A 19,461-nucleotide genomic window follows, 5' to 3' on the forward strand; every position below is an offset into this window, starting at 1 on the left:
AGAGTGTTTACCGGCTCACCACGGTTTCCAGCAGCTTGCTGTCAAATATGTTGCCCGGCGACACCATTTTTTCCTCGAGGGGAATATTGTTGCCGTACCGCTCCTGCATAGTGGCCTTTACCAGGGGATGGCTCAGGTCATATTCCCGCATGGGCTGCAAACGGCCCACCTCCAGGCCCGTTGCTTTTTTATAGACTTTCCAGACCAGTTCCGAGCAGTAAATCCGCTGGTCGGACCATTCAAAATAGCTGTCATAGTCTTTTCCGAGATACTTTGCGCCGGCGCTTTTCATTTCATTAACAACTGCAGGCGTCAGCAAAGAATCGGCACCCCGCAGGCGCTTCACGGCATAGCGCCCCCGGTTTCTGGCGATCCATTCGGCGAAGGGGGTTTCCCGCACCGGCTGCACAGCTTCCAGCACATACCAGCCATCGTTCTTTTTAAACACTATCCCACAGTGGCTGTAGCGGGAGTGTGTGGCCAACTCGATGGCTTTGCACTGCGGGGAAATATTCGACTGAAAAATAATGTCGCCTTCGGCCAGGGCGGGTGTCTGGGCATGCAATGCAACCGGCAGCAACAGCACCAGGAATATTCTGATAAACATTGCGAATAGGTTATAGTACGAGAAAATCAATTACAAAGCTGCAAATATTACCGTTCTTTCCCAATCCCCAATAAGCCGGGTAAATGCCATCGCCATAACCCGTATGAAACAACATGGCATTCATCTGTGGGGAAGAGGGAAGGTAAAAATTCGCGCCCAGCCCGCCGTTTTTTTCAAACGCGGCGGCAAACAACGTCGAATATACATTCCCGTCCGGATGATCTTTAAAAAAACGTTCGAGATACAGGTTGAAGTATTGCTGCACCTGCGCATCGCAAAGGCAGCCAATACCCGCATCCGCCGTAAATCCGTAATACGCATCGTCCGCATGATCCGGCGATGCCTCCTGGCCCGGCAACAACGCCAGCTCCCAGCGTTGCGGCCGCTCCTCCGAAAAACTCATCCGGAGCATTGCATTTTTTTTGGACAGACTGCCTGTCGCCACCAGCAGCGACACCGGGTATTGTCCCGGCGGAACGCGCCGTGTGTATGGGAGCGCATCGTGCAGGCCCAGCAAAGGATCGCATACCAACAGATACCCTTTCGGCAGCGCCAGCTTGCCCAGGTAGCGGCGCTCGAGACGCATTCCACCTATAGCGGACAGCTCGAAATAGCGACTGTAATCCAGCTGGGCGTAACGCGGCTGTTTGGTACTGTATTTCTTCCAGAAACGTTTAAAAAAATCCATGTTGGGCATTTGTGCCGAGCGTTTTCCATCAGCCTTGCTCCAACTGTACAAATAAGACGATCATTGCTGCAAAAGGTTTCATACCGTGACAGGAGCAGGCCCGGGGTTACGAACCGGCTTGGGGCTCCGGGCCACAAAAATACCACCCCTGGACCATTTCGCCTTCAACTCATTTATATTTATTTTTTTACATTTTATATTTATTATATATATTTGGTGCTGTATTAAATGCAGATACATAAAAGCCAGGTCGCCCCGCTGCCTATGCCTACATCAGCTGTTTGCAATTGATTAACAATCAATGCGTTAACAGAAATTTTACAGATGTTAAGATGACTTTTACAAAATGCGGCAGTAGCTTTGCATATCCTTACGACATATGCTGTATTCAATACGGTTTATCCATCTCTTTGAAAAACCCCATGCTCATATTTTAAACCGTAGCCTTCGCTAAACCGCAGAGAATCAATTAGTTTCTAACTATTTAACTTATTCAGACACATGATTACTGGATTCGCACGCCTGTGTGCAGGCATCGCAATCGGTTGCACCATACTCGTGGGGTGCAGCAAAGAACCTTTAACATCGATCATACCGCCGCCACCAGTACCTGTGGCGGATACAACCTTCATCATGAACAACCCGGTCAATAAAGAAGTATTACTGGCACTCGTGAATGAAATCCGGGCGAAGGGCTGCAATTGCGGCGACACCTTTATGGCGCCGGCGCCGCCCATCCGCTGGAACACGGCACTGGAGCGCGCAGCCTACCTTCATAGCCAGGATATGCTTTACAATGATTATTTCGGCCACAACGACCTGAACGGCAATAATGCAGGCCAGCGCATCGCCCGCATGGGCTACCAGTGGCAGGCCTGGGGTGAAAACATAGCGTTGGGGATCCTGAACGAACGCAGCGTGGTAGAAGGTTGGTTCAAAAGTGTCACGCACTGTAAAGTATTGATGGGCAACAAGTTCATCGAGATGGGCGTGGCAAAGGTGGGCAACTTCTGGAGTCAGGAGATGGCGGCGCCGAAACCAGGGGTCTAGCCATCATACTACATTGATTTATAATTTGTTATTTTCATTAACATCTTTTTTGCACAGGGGCGCTAGTTTATTCAAACCGGCGCCTTACTTTTGTATCCACCCTGAAGAATAGTGCTGTTGGCGATAATTTAACCCTCTTCCTCTGAAAAAGCCAACGTGCTTTAACCTCTTCCTATCAAGAACCCAGTACCTGAAACTTTGACTTTTAACTGGGATTCTCATGTTCACCAAACTGATCCGTTTTATACCTTTTGCCTGTTTGCTGCTGGCTGTTGCCTGCACTAAAGACACTGTCGTGGTACCACGGCCGGAGCCGGAGGAGCCGGGAACGGTAGTGGTAGTGGAAAATAATGTCAATAAGGAATTGCTGCTGCAGCTGGTGAACGACGTTCGTTCGAAAGGCTGCAATTGCGGCAGCACAGCCATGCCGCCGGTGCAGCCGCTTTCGTGGAACATCCTGCTGGAACTGGCCGCGGCCAAGCACAGTAAAGACATGGTGGAGCGCAAATACTTTTCCCACAGCAGCCCTGAAGGAACCAGCCCGCAGCAGCGCATCAAAGCCGCCGGTTATAGCTATTCATGGTCGGGCGAAAACATTGCCTCCGGTTTTTCCAAAGAAGCGGACGTCATCAACGGCTGGCTGAAAAGCGAAGGCCATTGCAAAAACATCATGAGCGGGAACTACAAAGAAATGGGCGTAGGCCGTGCAAACAGCGTCTGGACACAGGTGTTCGCGGCGCCGGGAAAATAACCCCGGCTCAGGGAGGCGGCATTTTACGCCGCCACATCCGCCAGATGTAATAAATGAAGGCGGCAAGACTGAGCACCAGCCAGGTGTAAAACAGGAACATCCGCAGGGGGGTGGACTCTTCGGGCACGGCGAACCCCAGGTATAAACCGAAAAAGATATTGACCAGCATCCAGAAGAGGCCCACGAAAACCGTACGCACGATCTTGATGAAAAATTGCAGGAGCTGCCAGTCCAGGTTATCTTTCGATTCTTCTTCCATCTTATAAAGTTACGGAATACAAAGCTTCATCAAATCGGTACTGTCGCCACGGAACACGTTAAAATCAACCGTGGTGCGGATGCCGTTCACCCGCCCGATGTCGCTGTGCTGCCAGAAAACCCAGTTACGCGCACTGCGCGGTTTGTCTTTCTGGTAATAATGCGCCACCCACAACGGGTAATCGTCAAATTCCTTCCCGAGGTACGTTTCGTAAAAATGAATATTGGTGTAGATGATGGGTTTTACGCCGTACGCCTTTTCCATTTCCTCGAGCCAGATGCGGGCAGTACTGCGGATAACGGCGGGGGGCTGATTGTTATGCACTTCGATGTCGAGTACCGGTGGGAGGTCGCCGGATTCAAGCTGGACCACATTTTTAAAATTGATGACCTGTTTGAGCGGGTCACGGGTGGAGTAAAAAAAGTGATAGGCGCCGCGGACGATGCCGGCTTCCTTTGCTTTTTCCCAGTTACGCTGGAAGGTGGCGTCCTGGCGGGTGATGCCCTCAGTAGCTTTTATAAACGCGAAGGATATACGTATTTCATCGACCTGCATCTGCCGAACGGCCCGCCAGTTCACATTTCCCTGGAATTTCGAGATGTCGATCCCATGCACGGAATAATTCACCGGAATATCGATTCCGAACTCCTCGTACCGCACGAACTCCAGTGGCGTACGCTGTCGCAGCAGCCACCAGGCCGCGGTAGCGGCGCCCGCCAATGCCAGGATGAGTATCAGGTAAATAAAGGGGCGCGTACGTTTCTTCTTAGCCATGCTCAATAGGTATCCTATGAAAATCAGCAGCAAGTATAGGGCAATTTTTTGTGCTATGCATGAAAGGCCGTATTGTTGTCGTAAATTTATACCTTAAAGAACGCGAGGCCATGCCCAAACCAAACATCAACGATGCATTGAATTTCCTTTCCAAGTTCACTTTTCGCCGTGGCTGGAATGCCGGCAAGGTGCTGGGCAGCTACTACTGGAGCAAATGGACGAACAAGCCGGTGCAATGGGGTTTTCCGATTTCGATCTCCTTCGAACCCACCACCTCCTGCAATCTCCGGTGCCCCGAATGCCCGAGCGGCCTGAGGGCGTTCACCCGGCCTACCGGCATGCTGCAAAACGACTTTTTTAGAAAAACCATCGACGAGCTGCATAAAGAGCTGTTGTATCTCATCTTCTATTTCCAGGGAGAGCCCTACCTGAACCCGGCTTTCCTCGATATGGTGAAATATGCTTCCGCCAAGGGCATTTACACTGCCACCTCCACCAACGCACACTATCTTACGGACGAGAATGCGCGAAAAACCGTGGAAAGCGGCCTCGATAGGCTGATCATCTCCATCGACGGTACTACGCAGGACGTGTACACGCAATACCGCGTGGGGGGCAAGCTGGATAAAGTGATAGAAGGGGCTAAAAATATCGTGAAGTGGAAAAAAGAACTGAATGCCACCAAACCCTTTGTTTTCTTCCAGTTCCTGGTGGTGAAACCGAATGAGCACCAAATAGAGGACATTAAAAAACTGGCGGCGGAAATCGGGGTAGATGAAGTGCGCTTCAAAACCGCGCAGGTATATGATTATGAAGAAGGCAACCGGCTAATCCCCACTATCGACAAGTACTCCCGCTATAAAAAGAACGAAGACGGCACTTACGCCATTAAAAATAAACTGGGCAATCACTGCTGGCGCCTCTGGCATTCGCCGGTGATTACCTGGGACGGGCTGGTAGTGCCCTGCTGCTTCGATAAAGATGCCCAGCACCGCCTTGGCGACCTGAAAACCAGTACTTTCAGAACCTTATGGCATAACGAAAACTACCTGCGTTTCCGCAGCCAGATCATCAAAGGGCGCAAGCATATTGATATTTGTGCAAATTGCAGTGAGGGTACAAAAGTATGGGGCTAGGACCCGGCTCAGCCTTCATCCTCTTCTTCGTGTGAACGGGCAGCCGAGGCTTTTTTACGGCGCCGCTTGTTGCGGATGTTATCAAATAATTTAATGCCCAGGCGCACGCCGATGAATTCGGCGGCCGTGATGAGGGCAGACGTCAGCACCGATTTTGTGGCGCCGCTTTTCCATGCCGTTTTGGCGATGCCGCCAACAATACCCAGCACGCCGCTTTTTGCGATACCGGGTACAACGGTATTCATCGCCATGGATTTGTAATTGCCTTTCAGGTGATCGATCCGCTCACCCAGCTCATTTTCGAGCCGGCGCGTCTTCTCCTTCAATCGCTGGATTTCTATATCCAGCTGCTCCATGTTCTTAACTTTAACTTTTGGCATGTGCAGGCGCGTATTAATGTTTCATCAGGATGTTGTTTTTTTCTTTACTCCGCTGCTTTCTCCTCGCGTTTTTCTTCCCTTCTTTCTTCGCGGCGTTCTTCCATTTCTTCAATCTCCTCAACCAGTTCGGCCGCCAGCATATTGGCGAGTGGTCGTTGGATGATCGATTTGCGGAAAAGAATGAGTATCACGAAAAGCAGCACAAAAAATCCGGCGGCACAGGAAAATCCGATGGCAAAGCTGTCTGTCATTTCCCCGATCCAGAATCCAACCACCATTCCCAGGAAAACAATTACAAAAAAGAACAGCAGGAAAGCCATAATCAGCGAAAAGAACAGACCTAACGCTTTCGACAGCTTTCCGGCTGCCTGCAGTTTTATCAGGTCCAGGCGGGTTTCCAGGTAATTCCTGGCTACCTTGCCCGTCTCTGAAAAATAGTTGGAAAAATTATCTTCCATGCAAAGTGAATTTTGAGATGCTACAATGTAACCATTAAGTTAATTCATTTTCAATAGCATCTTCGAATTGCTGCTTTTTTGCGCGGAATTTGTCCTTCAGTTTACCTGTCTGGTATTTCAGTTTTTCTACCAGCTCGTCTTTTTTGTCGGAATTAAGAAAGTAGCCCACAGCTACGCCTACAGCGGCCCCTACTATAAAAGATACCACTGCTTTTGAACTTCTGCTCATAGTTTATAGTTTTTAAAATGTGAAAGATTTGGGTTCCAGGGAGTACGGGGTGTTCCTACAACTCCGCATTAAAGGTTACAAACTTTGTTCCATAATTGTTCACTCCCGGGGATTTAAAGAAAAAACAACCATATTGTTCCCGGTGGAGCCGCGCTCCCCCTCCCAATGGCATAGTTTGTGCATTTCCGAAAATCACGTAGGTTTGAATCCACTACCAAGCAATCACTATGAGCTACCTGGACAATGAACGCCTCAAACAAATTGTTTTTCTACTGATTATTGCCTTTCTCGGCATCTTGCTGTTCAAAGAGCTGTACGCCTTTTTCCCGGGCTTCCTGGGGGCCATAACGCTCTATATTCTGTCCCGGCGAGCCATGTTCCGGCTGGTGGAAGTCCGGCGGTGGCGGAAGCCCTGGGCCGCGGCGCTGATCATGATCCTGTCTTTTCTCATCATCCTGCTGCCCATCAGCATGCTCGTCAATATGCTCACCGCCAAGGTGACCTATGCGATTACCCATTCCTCGGAGCTGATCAAAGGCATCGAGACGATGAACAGCCGCCTGGAGCAATCCTTCGGGATAGACCTGATGACGCCCGCCCGACTGCAAAAGCTCCAGGAATATATCACCAATGTGCTGCCGGGCTTTGTGGGCGCCACTTTCAATACCCTCACCGCCGTCGCCATCATGTATTTTATCCTCTATTTCATGCTGGTGCATGCCCGCGAAATGGAAGAAGCGCTGTATGAATATATACCGCTGAAAGACGAAAATGTGGAACTGTTAGGAAAAGAAACCAAAAACATGGTGATCAGCAACGCCATCGGCATCCCGCTCATCGCGCTCATCCAGGGTATCGTTTCGCTGATCGGGTACCTGATATTCGGGGTGCCGGAACCGGTGTTCTGGTTTGTAGTGACCAGCTTCACCGCCATGCTGCCCATTATCGGGGCTGCAGCGGTGTATGTGCCGATGGGCGTTTATATGCTGTCCGCGGGGGAAACCTGGCAGGGCATCGCCGTACTGGCCTATGGCTTCGGGGTGGTGGGCACCTGCGATAACCTGTTCCGTATGATGCTGGCTAAAAAAATCGGGGACGTGCACCCGCTGATCACCATCTTCGGCGTGATCATCGGCGTAAGCCTGTTCGGCTTTATAGGCCTCATTTTCGGGCCGCTGCTGATCTCATTGTTTATCGTGCTGATCCGCATCTACTCCAACGAATACCTCGTCAAGAAAAGAGAGGTGAAAATCGTCAAAACACATCCTTCGAAAGAAAAGAAAATGAAACAAACGGGGGAATAATTCCACAGTTTGTTGACTGCTAGCCTTTGTAATAATTATTCTCCGCCATGTACTTCCAGACCGGATCCGGCACCATATAACGAACGGATTTGCCTTCCTGTACCCACTTCCGGATGTTGCTGCTTGAAATGTCGAGCAAGGGTGCATCCACAATCGTCACCCTGGCGCCGAAAGTATCTTTCACTTCATGGCCGGGCCGGTTATAGATATAGATTTCATAGTTGGCGAGCAGTTGTTCGTAATTTTTCCAGCGGGGAATGTTCTGAAAACTGTCGCTGCCCATGATCACGACAAACTGCTGGGTCGGGAATTTCTCGGTCATGTAGGTGAGCGTATCGATCGTGAAAGACGGGCGGGGGAGGGAGAACTCGATGTTGCTCACCCGCAACCGGGGCTCATCCTGTACCGCCATTTCAGCGAGGTGAAAACGGTGGTGCTCGTTGAGAAGGGAGGAAGAGGCTTTCAACGGGTTATGCGGTGAAACCACCAGCCATACCTTATCCAGGTCGGTATGATAGGCCATAAAACTGGCGATAATCATGTGCCCGGTGTGTATAGGGTTGAAGGAGCCAAAATATAAACCAATTTTCATGGCGGCAAGATACAAGAAAATGTTACTCGAGCGGCTTGAAATGCTCAAACACCTGCCCGCAGTCCTTACAATAATGGATGGCGCGGCAGAGCGTGGATCCGAAGGGGGAGCGCAGGTAGGTATTGTCGCTTCCGCAATGAGGGCAGGGGGTTTGCAGGAGGATTTCCGAGTAGGCCTCCCCGTTATGCACCTGGGGCGCCGCGATGCCGAAATCGAGCAGCTTCTGCCGGGCCGCATCGGTCATCCGGTTGCTGCTCCAGTGCGCGGTTTTATCGATTTCCACGGTGACGGGGGTGTTCAGCTCCTTTTCCAGCACGGTACGGATGTTCCGCCGGATGATGTCTACAGCCGGACAGGCGGCGAAGGTAGGTATCATCTTCACATGCACGGTTTCCCCGTCGAGCTCCACGGCGGTGATCATGCCCAGGTCGAGCACGTTCAGCACCGGAATTTCCGGGTCCATCACCTGCTCGAGGGCTTTGTAGATATTTTCTTTGCTGATTACCATATGGCCTCCGGATCTGTGCGGAATACTGCGCCCATTTCGCCGAGCAGCGGCTGCAGAAACGCGGTGTGATATCCCTTGCGCCCGCCGTAGGCCGGTTCCGTAGTGCCTGCATCCGGGAGGTTGAGGCCTGCAAGGGCCAGAATGTTATAAATCCGGTCCAACCACAGATCCTGCAAGGCTTTTTCCCCGGGGTATATACCCTCCGCGACCAGTTCCTGCTCATGGTCGCCGGGCTCAAACAGGCCCAGCGCCAGCGGAAAGCAGTAGTCGAGTGCGCTTTGCATCCGGGCATAACTTTCTTCGCCGGCCCGGCACAGCTGCGAAATCCAGGCATTGGCGTGCAGGGTGTGGTATTTGATTTCGCCCTTCAGCTTTCGGGCGAGTGGTTGCAACGGGGCAAAGGTGCTTTGTTCGAGCCGGCTGTAGCGCACCGCTTCGGCATGGTCGAACAAAAAATGCCGCATCAGGCTGAAGTCGTATTCGCCATTGGGCAGTTCCACCAGGTGGCAGCATTTATATTCTTTTTCGTTGCGCAGGAAGGCGTACCGGTCAGGGTCGGTCCCGCCCAGCTCTTCGTGCAGCACACGGTAGAGGGCCCAGGCATGCCCGATCTTGTCCTGCGCCATGGAAGAAAAGGCGATGTCTTCCTCCATAATGGGCCCCAGGCCCGTCCATTCCGAATTCCGGTGGCCCTGTATCAGCGCGTCATCTGCCATGGCAGTGAGCAGGTAGTGGAGTGCTGGGTTCATTCTTTTCCTGATTTTTTAAAGCGGTTGATTTTTTCCATGACTTTAAATCCGCTGGCGTCGCGGTAAGTTTTATCGAGGTTGTTGGCGAACATGTCCTCATCTTCGGCGCTGAAAGCGAGGATGTCTGCACTGCGCACGACCCAGAGGTTGAAGCATTTTTTCCGGCGGGCGAATTGCTCTTTGGCAAAAACCAGCGCCAGTTGGGCGTTGGGGGCGTGTACACAGCCCACGTGCTCGTGGTGGGCGCCTCTTTTTTCCTGGTGAAATACTTCGAATACATTCCAGTTCTCACCGTCCTGCACTACTACCGGTTCTCCGGAAGCACTTAGCTGCAGGCGGTTTACGCGGGGATCTAATGATTGGTTGTTTTCCATGCTGGTCGTTTTGCAAGTCCTTACGCCACCGGTGCGGCGGTTTTATCTGCCGGGTTCATGAGGGCTTTCCTTACCCAGCGGCCGTGTTCCTCTGCCCATTTCCGCACGTCGAGTCGCTCCTTGTTACAGGGGCCACCGCCATTGATCACTTTTTTGAACAGGTCCCAATCCGGGTCTGAAAATTCCCACCTGCCGGTGCTTTCGTTTTTACGGAGGTTTTCGTCGGGCAGGGTGAGGCCCAGCTCCCATATTTTCGGTACGTAGGTGTCGAGAAACTGGTTGCGCATTTCGTCGTTGCTGGCCATTTTCACTTTCCACTGCATCAGTTTTTCGCTGTGCACGGAACTTTTATCCGGCGGGCCGAAAAAGTGCATGATGGGCTGCCACCAGCGGTTGAGGGCGTCCTGCAGCATCGCGCGCTGCGCCGGCGTACCGGTGGCCAGTTCGATGAACGCATCGTGCCCCTGCTTCAGGTGAAAACTCTCTTCGTAACAAATTCTTTCCAACGCCCTGCAGTAGGGGCCGTAGGAACCTTTGGCATTGGCCACCTGGTTCACGATGGCCGCGGCGTCTATCAAAAAACCGATCACGGTTACATCTGCCCAGGTTTCAGCCGGGTAGTTAAATACGTTGGAATATTTTGATTTCCCGCTGAGCAGGTCGTTGATCATTGCTTCGCGGCTTTTGCCGAGTGTTTCCGCCGCATTGTACAGCAGTTGCCCGTGACCGATCTCGTCCTGCACCTTGGCGATCAGCGCCAGCTTCCGCTTGAACCCGGGGGCGCGGGTAATCCAGGTTCCTTCGGGCAGGGCGCCAATGATTTCAGAATGGGCGTGCTGTTCGATGAGGCGGATAAGTTGCCGCCTGTATTCGGAGGGCATCCAGTCCCCCGGCTCGATTTTTTCGCCCCGGTCGATGCGCGCTTCGAATTCCGCGAGTTTTTCCGGGTCGTCATGCAATTGCTCGTCTTTCAACTGCCGTTTGTTGGGCTCGTCAAAAATGTATCCACCGCCGTACATGGGATGATTGTTTTGGTAATACCGTAAATTACGGATTTTTGTGCTCCCGCCCAATTCGGGTATTTGTAGGCCGATGCGCGATTTCCGGCTAATTTTCACGAACTTTATTACCTATGCTTTCCGCACTTTTCACGCTGTTTTGTTTGTGCTGTACCGGTGCCGTTGAAGTCGGGCAACCGCCTGTTCCCACAGGGGGAGGAAATGCAAAGATGCATGCAGATGATCGCGGTTCGACAACAGAAAGAAAACTGACAGGAAACCCATCACCAGCGCCCGGGGCCCGTCATTTTGGATATTCACCGCAGGGAAAATCCTCTCTCGAAATCATCAAAATCATCTTCGTCGAGGATGCGCGGCCGGAAGATGAAAATTCGGACACGCTTTTTTACCACCAGCGCCCTGTGCAGGCGCGCGATTATCGCGGCGCCCCCCGCCCGGGCAGCAGAAATGAGGCGGTGAGTTTTACGAGCTTCGCTTTCGACGGCAGCTCCCGCAGGTTCCGCGACACGCTCGAAATCACCCTCATCCTGCAGGTTTTCTGGGTCAAAAGCGCCTCCTGGTCGCGCACGATGCCTCCCAGCCAGCACACGCTGGAACACGAACAAATTCATTTCGACATCACGCGCCTCGTGGCCGAGCGCTTCCGGAAAAAAATCATGCGCCTGCCGTTGACGATGGACGATCACGACAGCCGCATCCAGTTCGAATACCTCGAATCGTTCCGGGAAATGAACCGCATGCAGGAAGCTTACGACGACGAGGTGCACAGCGGCCAGAACGCGGCCCGGCAGTTGGAGTGGCGCAGGAAAATAAGGCAGGAACTGATCGGCGAAGGTGTGAAACCGGCGGACGGAAGGATATAATAATTCAAATATGAATCCGTTTTTAATATTACTGCTCCTGGTTAGCACCGCCGCCGCTGCACAACAGACCGATACGGCAAAAAGCCGTTCCATCTACCTCGTCAACGGTCTCCCGGCAGATTCTGCTGACCTCCGGGGCCTGAAAATCCGGAAGATGGACGTGATTGGCGGCCAACGTGCGATGGCCGCCGGTATGCTGCCCGGGGTACGGGTGATCGTGATCCAGCTGGAAGAACAGGAGTTCGATGTTTCCGGACTTGTGACGGATCAGCAGGGCAAACCGCTCCGTAAGGTCAAAGCCGCATCGTCCGGTGGCGGCTACCGCAAAGCGAATATCGACAACCATGGCCGTTTTTATATTCAGGGCGTGAAGGCAGGCACCCGCCTGAGTTTCACCCGCAAAGGCTACCAAACGGGGAAACTGGACGTTTTTAAGCAGCCGGATAGCCTGATAACCGTTAAATTACAGCGGAATTAACCGCTCCATGACATTAGAAACACAGATCCATATGACAAAACGCTTAGCGCTACGGTACCTGCTTTACACCACTACGGGAATGGCCCTTTTTTCCTGCAAGAAGAATAAAACAGCCCCCGATCCCGGCCCTCAGAACGACAATAAATATGTCAACGACTGGATTTACGAGAGTATGAAGTCGGACTATTACTGGACGGATAATATCCCATCCAATCCTGACCGCACCCAGGCGCCGGGCGATTTTTTCTACGGGCTGCTGAAACGCCCCGACGACCGCTTTTCATGGATCGTGGAGGATTATAAAACCCTGCTGGCTTCATTGAGCGGGGTTAACAAGGAAGCGGGCTACAGCGTGTCGCTCTTTTTATTCGGGCAGTCGAAGCTGGGCGCACAAATCCAGTATGTGAAGAAAAATTCCCCCGCAGAAGCGGCAGGCCTCAAAAGAGGCGACGTGTTCTGGGGCGTGAACGGTAAAGAATACACCTACAGCTCCGGCGCCGACGTGGATGCATTTCTCAGCGCACTGGAACAAAATCATACCCTGCGCATTTCCAAAATAATTCCGGGCTCTGACGGTAAAGACAGCTCCACCGCTCCTGGCAACCCCATCAACCTCACCGTAGCGGAGTTTGCCGAAAACCCGGTGTACCTCGACTCGGTGTACGAAATCAACGGCAAAAAAATCGGGTACTTCATGTACAACTTTTTTGCACCAGATAAAGGAGATTCATCCAGCCTGTACGACAATCAGGTAGATGCAGTGTTCGGCCGCCTCAAAGCCCGCGGCGTCACCTCCCTGGTGCTCGACCTACGTTACAACCCGGGCGGCGACAGCCGGTCTACCGTCAACCTGGCCAGCAATATCATAAAGGGGTTCTCGGCCGATAAGGTGTTTTTCCGCCGTGAATACAATAAAACCCTCACTGCCGAAATCACCAAGGAACTCGGCGCAGGTTATTTCATTCAGAAATTCAGCGCCGAAGCCAACAATATCGGCAACCAGCTGGACCAGGTGGTGGTACTCACCAGCCGCAGTTCCGCTTCCGCCAGCGAGCTGCTTATCAACGGCCTGCGGCCTTACATGCCCGTGGCCATCGTGGGCGATACCACCTATGGCAAAAACGTAGGGTCATGGAGCATTTACAAAACCGACGACCGCCGCAACACATGGGGGCTACAACCGATCGTGACGAAAAGTTTCAACGCCGAAGGCAAGTCTGATTACACCACGGGCTTTGTGCCGGACGTAGTAATAAAAGAAAGTTTCCGCATGGGTACGCTGGGCGACGTAAAAGAGCCACTGCTGTATGCTGCGCTGACGAGAATACTGGGCACGCCGCCGGCTCGCATGGCGGCGGGAGAAACAACAGCCCGTAGCCTGCTGCGGTTCGTGGGAGGTTCCCAGCAACGGAAGGCCTACGCCAACCAGCTGATAGAACAAAAACCAAACTTCTGATAGAAAAAAAGAGCGGCCTGAATGGGCCGCTTTTTTATTCGTTGATCGCTTTCACCACGTTCAGGAGGGCTTGGGCGGCGTTGTAGAAAAATGTGGGATTGATGCGGCTGAATTCGTCGGAAGGCTGGTGATAGTCCGGGTGGTCTTCCACCCCGAAATAGAGAAATGGGATTTTGACTTTGTGGAACTCGTAATGGTCGCTCTGGTTCGTCCAGTTCTGGCTGCTGTCTTTTTCCTGGTCGTGCCCCATCGGCAGGCTGACCCGGCTGTTTGGCGCAACGGCCGTTATATATCGTTTCAACTGCGGGTAATGGGAGGTGCCGCACACCCACAGCTCATTTTTATCGTTGTGGCTTACCATGTCCATATTCAGGTTGGCCACGATGCGCGCCAGCGGCACAGGCGGCCGGGCCACAAAAGCTTTGGCACCCTGTAACCCCATTTCTTCCGCATCGAATGCGGCAAAAATCAGGTTGTATTTCGGCGGGTGTGCCGCATAATATTTGGCAATGGCCAGCAGCACGGCCACGCCGGAGGCATTGTCGTCTGCCCCGTTATAGATACTGTCTTTTTCCTGGTTGGGCTTGCCGATTCCCACATGGTCGTAGTGAGCGGAAATCACGACAAAACTGTCCACCCGGCCTTTCACATAGCCATAAAGGTTTGTGCCCATGGTGCGTTTGTCGCTGCGGGTAAAATAAAAGGGCTGTTCGAAAGTATTGTTGAAAGATTGCAGCGGCACCTGCTTAAACCGGTCGAGCAAATAAAACTGCGCCATCCGGTTGCCCCGGGAACCGGCTTTGCGGCCTTCCATTTTATCGGCGGCGAGGGTTTGCACATCTTTCATCAGCTGTGCGGAGTCGATCTGCGCAAAGGCGGAGCTGGAAATGAAACAACTCAGGGCTGTCAGGAGCTTTTTCATGCAGGGCTTTTTTCAAATGTAAGCAATCCGCCGGAAGGAACTGCAGGCGGGGTTTGAATATTCGAATCAGCATGATGGCGAAGTTGAGGCAATCCTGTTTTCCTGCTAACAGGAAAAGGTCGAAATACCGTCAACGGGAAATCCGCTCGCTTATTTGAATATTTCGTACACGATAAAACTGCAGATATACGCCAGTGCCGTCATGTACACGAACTGGATGATGGGATATTTCCAGCTTTTGGTTTCACGTTTTACGATGGCCAGCGTGCTCATGCACTGCATGGCAAAGGCATAAAAAATCATGAGGGAAAGGCCCGTCGCCAGCGTATACACCGGCGTTCCGTCGATGCGGGTGGCTGATGCCATCTTTTCACGGAGGGTTGCATCTGTTTCATCGGCTTCGCCTACACTGTAGAGGGTAGCCATCGTGCCCACAAATACTTCTCTCGCAGCGAAAGAAGTAATCAGTGCAATACCGATTTTCCAATCGAAGCCGAGCGGTTTTACCACGGGCTCGATCGCATGGCCGAGAATGCCGGCGTACGAGGCAGACAATTTTTCAGACTGGAACTGGTGGTCGATGTCGGCAAGCTGTACGCTGTCTGTAGTTTGCGCCTGTAACTGTTCATATTTGGTATGCACGGCATCCATTTTCCCTGAAGGGCCGTAAGAAGCCAGGAACCAGAGAACGATGGAAATGATCATGATCACCTTGCCGGCATCCGTCACGAATATTTTTGCTTTCTCTACCATGGTGGTGCCTACGTTTTTCCAGCGCGGCGCGCGGTATACGGGCAGTTCCATGATGAAATAACTTTTTTCCCTGATTTTCACGAACAGCTTCATCACCGCCGCTACCAGCACCGCCATAAAAAAGCCCAGCAGGTAAAGGATCATCATCGCCAGGCCCTGCAGGCTCATAAAGCCGAGCACGGCTTTGTCAGGGATGACGAGGGCGATCATGATGGTATAAATGGGCAGGCGCGCGGAGCAGCTCATCAGCGGGGTGATCATGATGGTGATGAGGCGTTCTTTCCGGTTTTCGATATTCCGGGCGGCCATGATAGCCGGCACGGCGCAGGCCACACCACTGATGAGGGGCATCACGGATTTGCCGTTCAGGCCCACCTGGCGCATCAGCCGGTCTGTCAGGAAACTGATGCGCGCCATGTAGCCCGTATCTTCCAGAACCGTGATCAGCCCGAACAAAATCATGATCTGAGGAATGAACACTGCAATGCCGCCCAAACCGGCGATGATGCCGTTGATGAAAATATCGCTCAGCTGATTGTCCGGCAATACATTCGAAAGCCAGCCACTGAGTGAGCCGAAACCTGCGTCTATCAGGTCCATCGGGTAGGAGGCCAGCCAGAAAATGCTCTGGAACAGCAAAAACAATACGGCCAGCAAAATCGCATAGCCCCAGAAGCGGTGGAGCAGGAGGTTGTCTATCCGTTCGGTTTGCAGCTGCTGTTGGAGGGGATCGGTCTCTACCACGGTACCATGCATGATTTGTTTGATGCGGGCATACCGTTGCATGATCTCTTCACCCTGTACCTTGGTTTTATTGAAATTATTTTTTTGCAGCAGCTCACGTACCGCCGCCTGTTTGTGTTTATCCAGAAACGTCAGTTCGTCGTAATTTACCGCCACGTGCAATGCAGCATAGTCGCTCCTGAGCGGCAACAGTTGGTTCAATTCGTGTACCACCGCCGGTGCCAGCGCATGGTTTTCGATGAAGTCCCTCGCAGGAGCGCCGAATTTTTCCTGCGCGATTAGCTCGATGTTTTTTTTCAGCGCGGGAAGGCCTTTGTTTTTCCGGGGATTGATGGCCACCACCGGCACGCCCAGTTCACGCTCGAGGCCGGCGAGATCTATCTCCACACCCTTTTTCTTGGCCAGGTCCATCATGGTCAACCCGATAATCACAGGCATTTTCAGGTCGATGATCTGGGAGCAGAAGAGCAGGTTTCTTTTGAGGTTGGAGGCATCGGCGATGATCAGCACCATGTCGGGCCGGTCTTTGCCGGAGGGGTTCAGGAGCACGTCGTAGGTCACAAATTCATCCGCACTTTTGGGATACAGGCTGTAGGTACCGGGCAGGTCAATGATATTCGCCTCCAATTGCTGGGAAATGCGGGCAGTACCAGTCTTTTTGTCGACCGTAACACCAGGGAAATTACTCACCTTCTGGTTTAAACCGGTGAGCGCATTAAAAAGAGAGCTTTTACCACTGTTTGGATTCCCTACCAGTGCAATATTAATTGGTACCTTCATCCTTATCTGATCTCCTGATTTTTGAATATGCAAAACTAGCAATAATAAGGGTACCGGAGTGATCGGATCGGGAAAATTACGTTGTAACACGAAAAAACCGCGGTGGATACCGCGGTTCTTCAGTTTATTGAAACTAAACTTATTGTGACGATTTATTGCTAGTAATTGGTAGCCGGGTTAGAGAAGAGGAATGACACCAGGCGGAGGGTAGGACTGCTGGCCGACTGCTTTTTCTCTTTTTCGGAGCTGTCTTCCACCGGCGTGGTGGCGGGCGCCTGCTGCTCACGGCCCTTGTAGCGGTAATGCTGGTGCAGGGAGTCCTGGCGGGACTTTTCCTGTTGCTCTTCCACGTTCACCTTGCGCTCCCAGCCGTCTTCGTTCATTTTCACATCAATCTGGTTATTGTTATCCCAGTCGGCGTCGCGGTCGTCCCACCACTCATGCCGCCAGTTGCGGTCGAAGTTGAAGTAATAGCGGGCGTCGCGGTCCACCACGATTCTTTTGCCCACAGGCACCAGGATCTCGATGTCGATACGCTGGTTGCGGTACAGCGACCTGCGGGGGATGGAAAACCCTGAAGGAATCAGCAGTACGGAATCCTGCTGTTTCAGCTGGAACTCGATTTCATTGGCGAGCGTGGTAGCCTGGCGCCAGGTTCTGCCCCGGGAGCTTTTTTTCACCCGTACGGCAAAGCTGTCGTTCGGACTGCGGTCAAATTCGATGCGGATATCGCCCACAATGGCCGTATCGTCTACCACCCGCAGGTGCCCGTCGAAAATGTTCACTTCATCCATCTCCACGATATCGTCCGCTTTGCGGATAACCAGCTTATCGGAAGTGGGCTGGGTGATGGCGTAGTTTTCCGTTGCCGGCTGCGGCCTTACGCTGAAGTCGAGCGATACGGAAATGCACAGCCAGATGGTAAAGATCACGCCCAATACCCAGAGGAAACCGAGGGTATAGCCGGAATATTTATTGGTCTGGCGGATGCCGGCCATCTTCCTTACCAGGAACATGATGAGCGCCAGGATGGGGATGCCGATCAGCAGCGTGAGCGCCGGCCAGAAGAGGATACTCTGTACACCGTTGTCCAGGATCAGGTCTTTGATAGGGAAAAGGACCGCGGAAAAGATAGCAGCAACGATGAGCCCTACTACCGATACAAAAAGCAGCACTACTGCAAGGAACACGAAGAAGCCTTTGGCGATGAATGCGATGGCGTTTGCGAGTCCCCTGAAGAAGCCTTCTATCGCAGTTCCGGCGTCTTTACCGAACTGTTTCCCGCGGCCCTCCGAAAAATTTTTCACATCGTCTCCCATTCTTTCCATTCTGGAACGGAAAGAATTCATCTCTTCCTGCACGGTGGCCTTGATGTTATTGAGGTCTACGCGCTCCCCCCGCATTTCCAGCTTTTCCGCGGCTGTGGATGCTTCAGGGGTTGCAAACCAGAGAATGAAATACAGGAGGATGCCGCCGCCCCACAGGCCGATGGCCATCACGGCAAAAACAATCCGGAATACGATGGGGTCTACATTAAAGTACGCCGCCAGCCCACTGCACACACCACCCAATACTTTATTGTCGCCATCGCGGTAAAAACGTTTCCGGGGGCGGATATAGGTTGAAAAGCTTTCCGTACCGGCAGACTGGCTCTTGCTGCTGCCTGTGCTGTTCAACGGTTCGTCGCCGAACTGTTCAGGCGTACCCATAGAGGTTTTGATCGCGAGCACGTCCTCATCGGTGATGCAATGCGCACCTTTACGGATCTTATCCTGAAATACTTCTGCAATACGGCTTTCAATATCTCCTACAATTTCCTCCGCCCCTTCTTCCTGCGAGAAATACCGCCTGAGGCTATCCAGGTACTGCCGCAGGATCTCGTAGGCACTGTCCTCGATGGGGATCAGGCGGCTGGACAAGTTTATATTGATAATCTTTTTCATCTTCTAATACTGATTTAGGTTTTAGGTTACCGGATGGATATTATTATTGGATGGTATTGTTTTGTTGGGTGAGCTGGTGTACGGCGTTGGCCAGTTCATTCCATGTGCTTTCCAGGTCCAAATAAAAGGCTTCTCCTTTTTCGGTCATGGAAAAATATTTCCGCGGGGGGCCGGAACTGCTTTCCACCCAGCGATAGGTGAGCAGCTCAGCGTTCTTCAGGCGTGTCAGTAGGGGATAAAGTGTCCCTTCCAGGATGTCCAGCTTTGCTTCTTTCATTTTTTCAATAATGTCTGAAGGGTAAGCCTCGCCTTGCTTGATGATGGACAGGATGCAAAATTCGAGCACCCCTTTCCTCATCTGTGATTGCGTGTTGTCTATGTTCATGGCAAGTGAGCTTTAAAAATCTGATTTACGGTTGAAGATGACCATTCTATCATCTTCACAACACAAAGATAGAGAAAATATACTACTATGCAATACACAATACCAAACAATGCAAAATAACTTGCTTAGAACATTACCGCTACTCATCAACAATCTGCTGATTCTGTGAGCGTTATGTGAGAAGTGCCCAAAATGGTGCTTCTTTAAATTGTGATGAGCGGCAAATGGGAGGGATAAGACGCGGAACTACTATAAGTGA

At 52.0% G+C, this 19,461-nt stretch carries 23 protein-coding genes; 7 read left to right on the forward strand and 16 right to left on the reverse strand.

Translation table 11 applies throughout. The features are described from left to right. Positions 1-7: 7 nt before the first annotated feature. Together EGT74_RS08695 and EGT74_RS08700 are read right to left on the reverse strand one after the other, a co-directional pair. Positions 8-607 (reverse strand): YiiX family permuted papain-like enzyme, encoded by a 600-nt coding sequence (locus EGT74_RS08695; protein WP_123846118.1) that lies wholly within the window; start codon positions 605-607, stop codon positions 8-10. A gap of 10 nt (positions 608-617) precedes the next feature. Further along, entirely contained in the window at positions 618-1,295 is a 678-nt protein-coding gene (locus EGT74_RS08700) for a DUF4241 domain-containing protein (protein WP_158618065.1), read from the reverse strand. Between the two features lie 633 nt (positions 1,296-1,928). On the opposite strand from EGT74_RS08700, the gene EGT74_RS08705 reads away from it, so the two are divergent. Both EGT74_RS08705 and EGT74_RS08710 read left to right on the forward strand, forming a co-directional pair. After that, a complete protein-coding gene (locus EGT74_RS08705; RefSeq protein WP_158618066.1) occupies positions 1,929-2,345 on the forward strand; it encodes a CAP domain-containing protein in 417 nt (138 codons plus the stop codon). A gap of 220 nt (positions 2,346-2,565) precedes the next feature. Then, a complete protein-coding gene (locus EGT74_RS08710; RefSeq protein WP_220392827.1) occupies positions 2,566-3,096 on the forward strand; it encodes a CAP domain-containing protein in 531 nt (176 codons plus the stop codon). A 7-nt stretch (positions 3,097-3,103) separates the two neighbouring features. Here EGT74_RS08710 and EGT74_RS08715 read toward each other — a convergent pair whose 3' ends face one another. Together EGT74_RS08715 and EGT74_RS08720 are read right to left on the reverse strand one after the other, a co-directional pair. Continuing rightward, the gene (locus EGT74_RS08715) at positions 3,104-3,355 is read right to left on the reverse strand and encodes a hypothetical protein (RefSeq protein WP_123846121.1); all 252 of its coding nucleotides are present in this window, start codon (positions 3,353-3,355) and stop codon (positions 3,104-3,106) included. Between the two features lie 9 nt (positions 3,356-3,364). Then, positions 3,365-4,129: a glycoside hydrolase family 25 protein gene (locus EGT74_RS08720; RefSeq protein WP_123846122.1), complete on the reverse strand. Its 765-nt coding sequence runs from the start codon at positions 4,127-4,129 to the stop codon at positions 3,365-3,367. Positions 4,130-4,239: 110 nt separating this feature from the next. Here EGT74_RS08720 and EGT74_RS08725 point away from each other — a divergent pair, with 110 nt between their 5' ends. Beyond that, complete coding sequence (locus EGT74_RS08725) at positions 4,240-5,265, forward strand: radical SAM protein (protein WP_123846123.1); 1,026 nt, start codon at positions 4,240-4,242, stop codon at positions 5,263-5,265. A gap of 8 nt (positions 5,266-5,273) precedes the next feature. On the opposite strand, the gene EGT74_RS08730 is transcribed toward EGT74_RS08725, so the two are convergent. The 3 genes from EGT74_RS08730 to EGT74_RS08740 are packed head-to-tail and all read right to left on the reverse strand — an operon-like array spanning position 5,274 to position 6,332. Then, positions 5,274-5,645, reverse strand: a complete 372-nt coding sequence (locus EGT74_RS08730) for a hypothetical protein (RefSeq protein ID WP_123846124.1) — start codon at positions 5,643-5,645, stop codon at positions 5,274-5,276. 44 nt (positions 5,646-5,689) lie between these two features. After that, on the reverse strand, positions 5,690-6,103 hold the full coding sequence (locus tag EGT74_RS08735) for a hypothetical protein (RefSeq protein ID WP_123846125.1): 414 nt from the start codon (positions 6,101-6,103) through the stop codon (positions 5,690-5,692). 34 nt (positions 6,104-6,137) lie between these two features. Continuing rightward, positions 6,138-6,332: a YtxH domain-containing protein gene (locus EGT74_RS08740; protein WP_123846126.1), complete on the reverse strand. Its 195-nt coding sequence runs from the start codon at positions 6,330-6,332 to the stop codon at positions 6,138-6,140. 227 nt (positions 6,333-6,559) lie between these two features. On the opposite strand from EGT74_RS08740, the gene EGT74_RS08745 reads away from it, so the two are divergent. Beyond that, entirely contained in the window at positions 6,560-7,636 is a 1,077-nt protein-coding gene (locus EGT74_RS08745; RefSeq protein WP_123846127.1) for an AI-2E family transporter, read from the forward strand. A 19-nt stretch (positions 7,637-7,655) separates the two neighbouring features. Here the strand turns inward: EGT74_RS08745 and nadD are convergent, their stop codons facing one another. From nadD to paaA, 5 genes are read right to left on the reverse strand one after another with little or no spacing between them, the layout of a single operon-like run. Next, the gene (gene nadD / locus EGT74_RS08750; protein WP_123846128.1) at positions 7,656-8,228 is read right to left on the reverse strand and encodes a nicotinate (nicotinamide) nucleotide adenylyltransferase; all 573 of its coding nucleotides are present in this window, start codon (positions 8,226-8,228) and stop codon (positions 7,656-7,658) included. Between the two features lie 22 nt (positions 8,229-8,250). Beyond that, complete coding sequence (paaD, locus tag EGT74_RS08755) at positions 8,251-8,736, reverse strand: 1,2-phenylacetyl-CoA epoxidase subunit PaaD (RefSeq protein WP_123846129.1); 486 nt, start codon at positions 8,734-8,736, stop codon at positions 8,251-8,253. Next, positions 8,730-9,485, reverse strand: coding sequence for a 1,2-phenylacetyl-CoA epoxidase subunit PaaC (paaC, locus tag EGT74_RS08760; protein ID WP_123846130.1), 756 nt, complete (start codon positions 9,483-9,485; stop codon positions 8,730-8,732). The genes paaD and paaC overlap by 7 nt, the downstream gene beginning before the upstream one ends. Beyond that, positions 9,482-9,859: a 1,2-phenylacetyl-CoA epoxidase subunit B gene (locus EGT74_RS08765; protein ID WP_123846131.1), complete on the reverse strand. Its 378-nt coding sequence runs from the start codon at positions 9,857-9,859 to the stop codon at positions 9,482-9,484. Before EGT74_RS08765 ends, paaC begins: the two co-directional genes overlap by 4 nt. A 20-nt stretch (positions 9,860-9,879) precedes the next feature. Then, positions 9,880-10,878: a 1,2-phenylacetyl-CoA epoxidase subunit PaaA gene (paaA, locus tag EGT74_RS08770; protein WP_123846132.1), complete on the reverse strand. Its 999-nt coding sequence runs from the start codon at positions 10,876-10,878 to the stop codon at positions 9,880-9,882. Between the two features lie 209 nt (positions 10,879-11,087). Here paaA and EGT74_RS08775 point away from each other — a divergent pair, with 209 nt between their 5' ends. Genes EGT74_RS08775 through EGT74_RS08785 form a run of 3 tightly spaced genes read left to right on the forward strand, consistent with a single transcriptional unit; the run spans position 11,088 to position 13,675 of the window. Beyond that, on the forward strand, positions 11,088-11,741 hold the full coding sequence (locus tag EGT74_RS08775) for a DUF922 domain-containing protein (protein ID WP_123846133.1): 654 nt from the start codon (positions 11,088-11,090) through the stop codon (positions 11,739-11,741). Between the two features lie 10 nt (positions 11,742-11,751). Continuing rightward, positions 11,752-12,219, forward strand: coding sequence for a carboxypeptidase-like regulatory domain-containing protein (locus EGT74_RS08780; protein ID WP_123846134.1), 468 nt, complete (start codon positions 11,752-11,754; stop codon positions 12,217-12,219). A gap of 31 nt (positions 12,220-12,250) precedes the next feature. Beyond that, positions 12,251-13,675, forward strand: coding sequence for a S41 family peptidase (locus tag EGT74_RS08785; RefSeq protein WP_158618067.1), 1,425 nt, complete (start codon positions 12,251-12,253; stop codon positions 13,673-13,675). 34 nt (positions 13,676-13,709) lie between these two features. Here the strand turns inward: EGT74_RS08785 and EGT74_RS08790 are convergent, their stop codons facing one another. The 4 genes from EGT74_RS08790 to EGT74_RS08805 form a co-directional block, all read right to left on the reverse strand. Continuing rightward, a complete protein-coding gene (locus tag EGT74_RS08790; RefSeq protein WP_123846136.1) occupies positions 13,710-14,597 on the reverse strand; it encodes a M28 family peptidase in 888 nt (295 codons plus the stop codon). Positions 14,598-14,747: 150 nt separating this feature from the next. Then, the gene (gene feoB, locus EGT74_RS08795; protein ID WP_123846137.1) at positions 14,748-16,874 is read right to left on the reverse strand and encodes a ferrous iron transport protein B; all 2,127 of its coding nucleotides are present in this window, start codon (positions 16,872-16,874) and stop codon (positions 14,748-14,750) included. A gap of 158 nt (positions 16,875-17,032) precedes the next feature. Then, positions 17,033-18,817, reverse strand: a complete 1,785-nt coding sequence (locus EGT74_RS08800) for a PspC domain-containing protein (RefSeq protein WP_123846138.1) — start codon at positions 18,815-18,817, stop codon at positions 17,033-17,035. 43 nt (positions 18,818-18,860) lie between these two features. Next, positions 18,861-19,202, reverse strand: a complete 342-nt coding sequence (locus tag EGT74_RS08805; RefSeq protein WP_123846139.1) for a PadR family transcriptional regulator — start codon at positions 19,200-19,202, stop codon at positions 18,861-18,863. Positions 19,203-19,461: the final 259 nt, after the last annotated feature.

The organism is Chitinophaga lutea (genome assembly GCF_003813775.1).
Taxonomy (GTDB): Bacteria; Bacteroidota; Bacteroidia; order Chitinophagales; family Chitinophagaceae; genus Chitinophaga; species Chitinophaga lutea.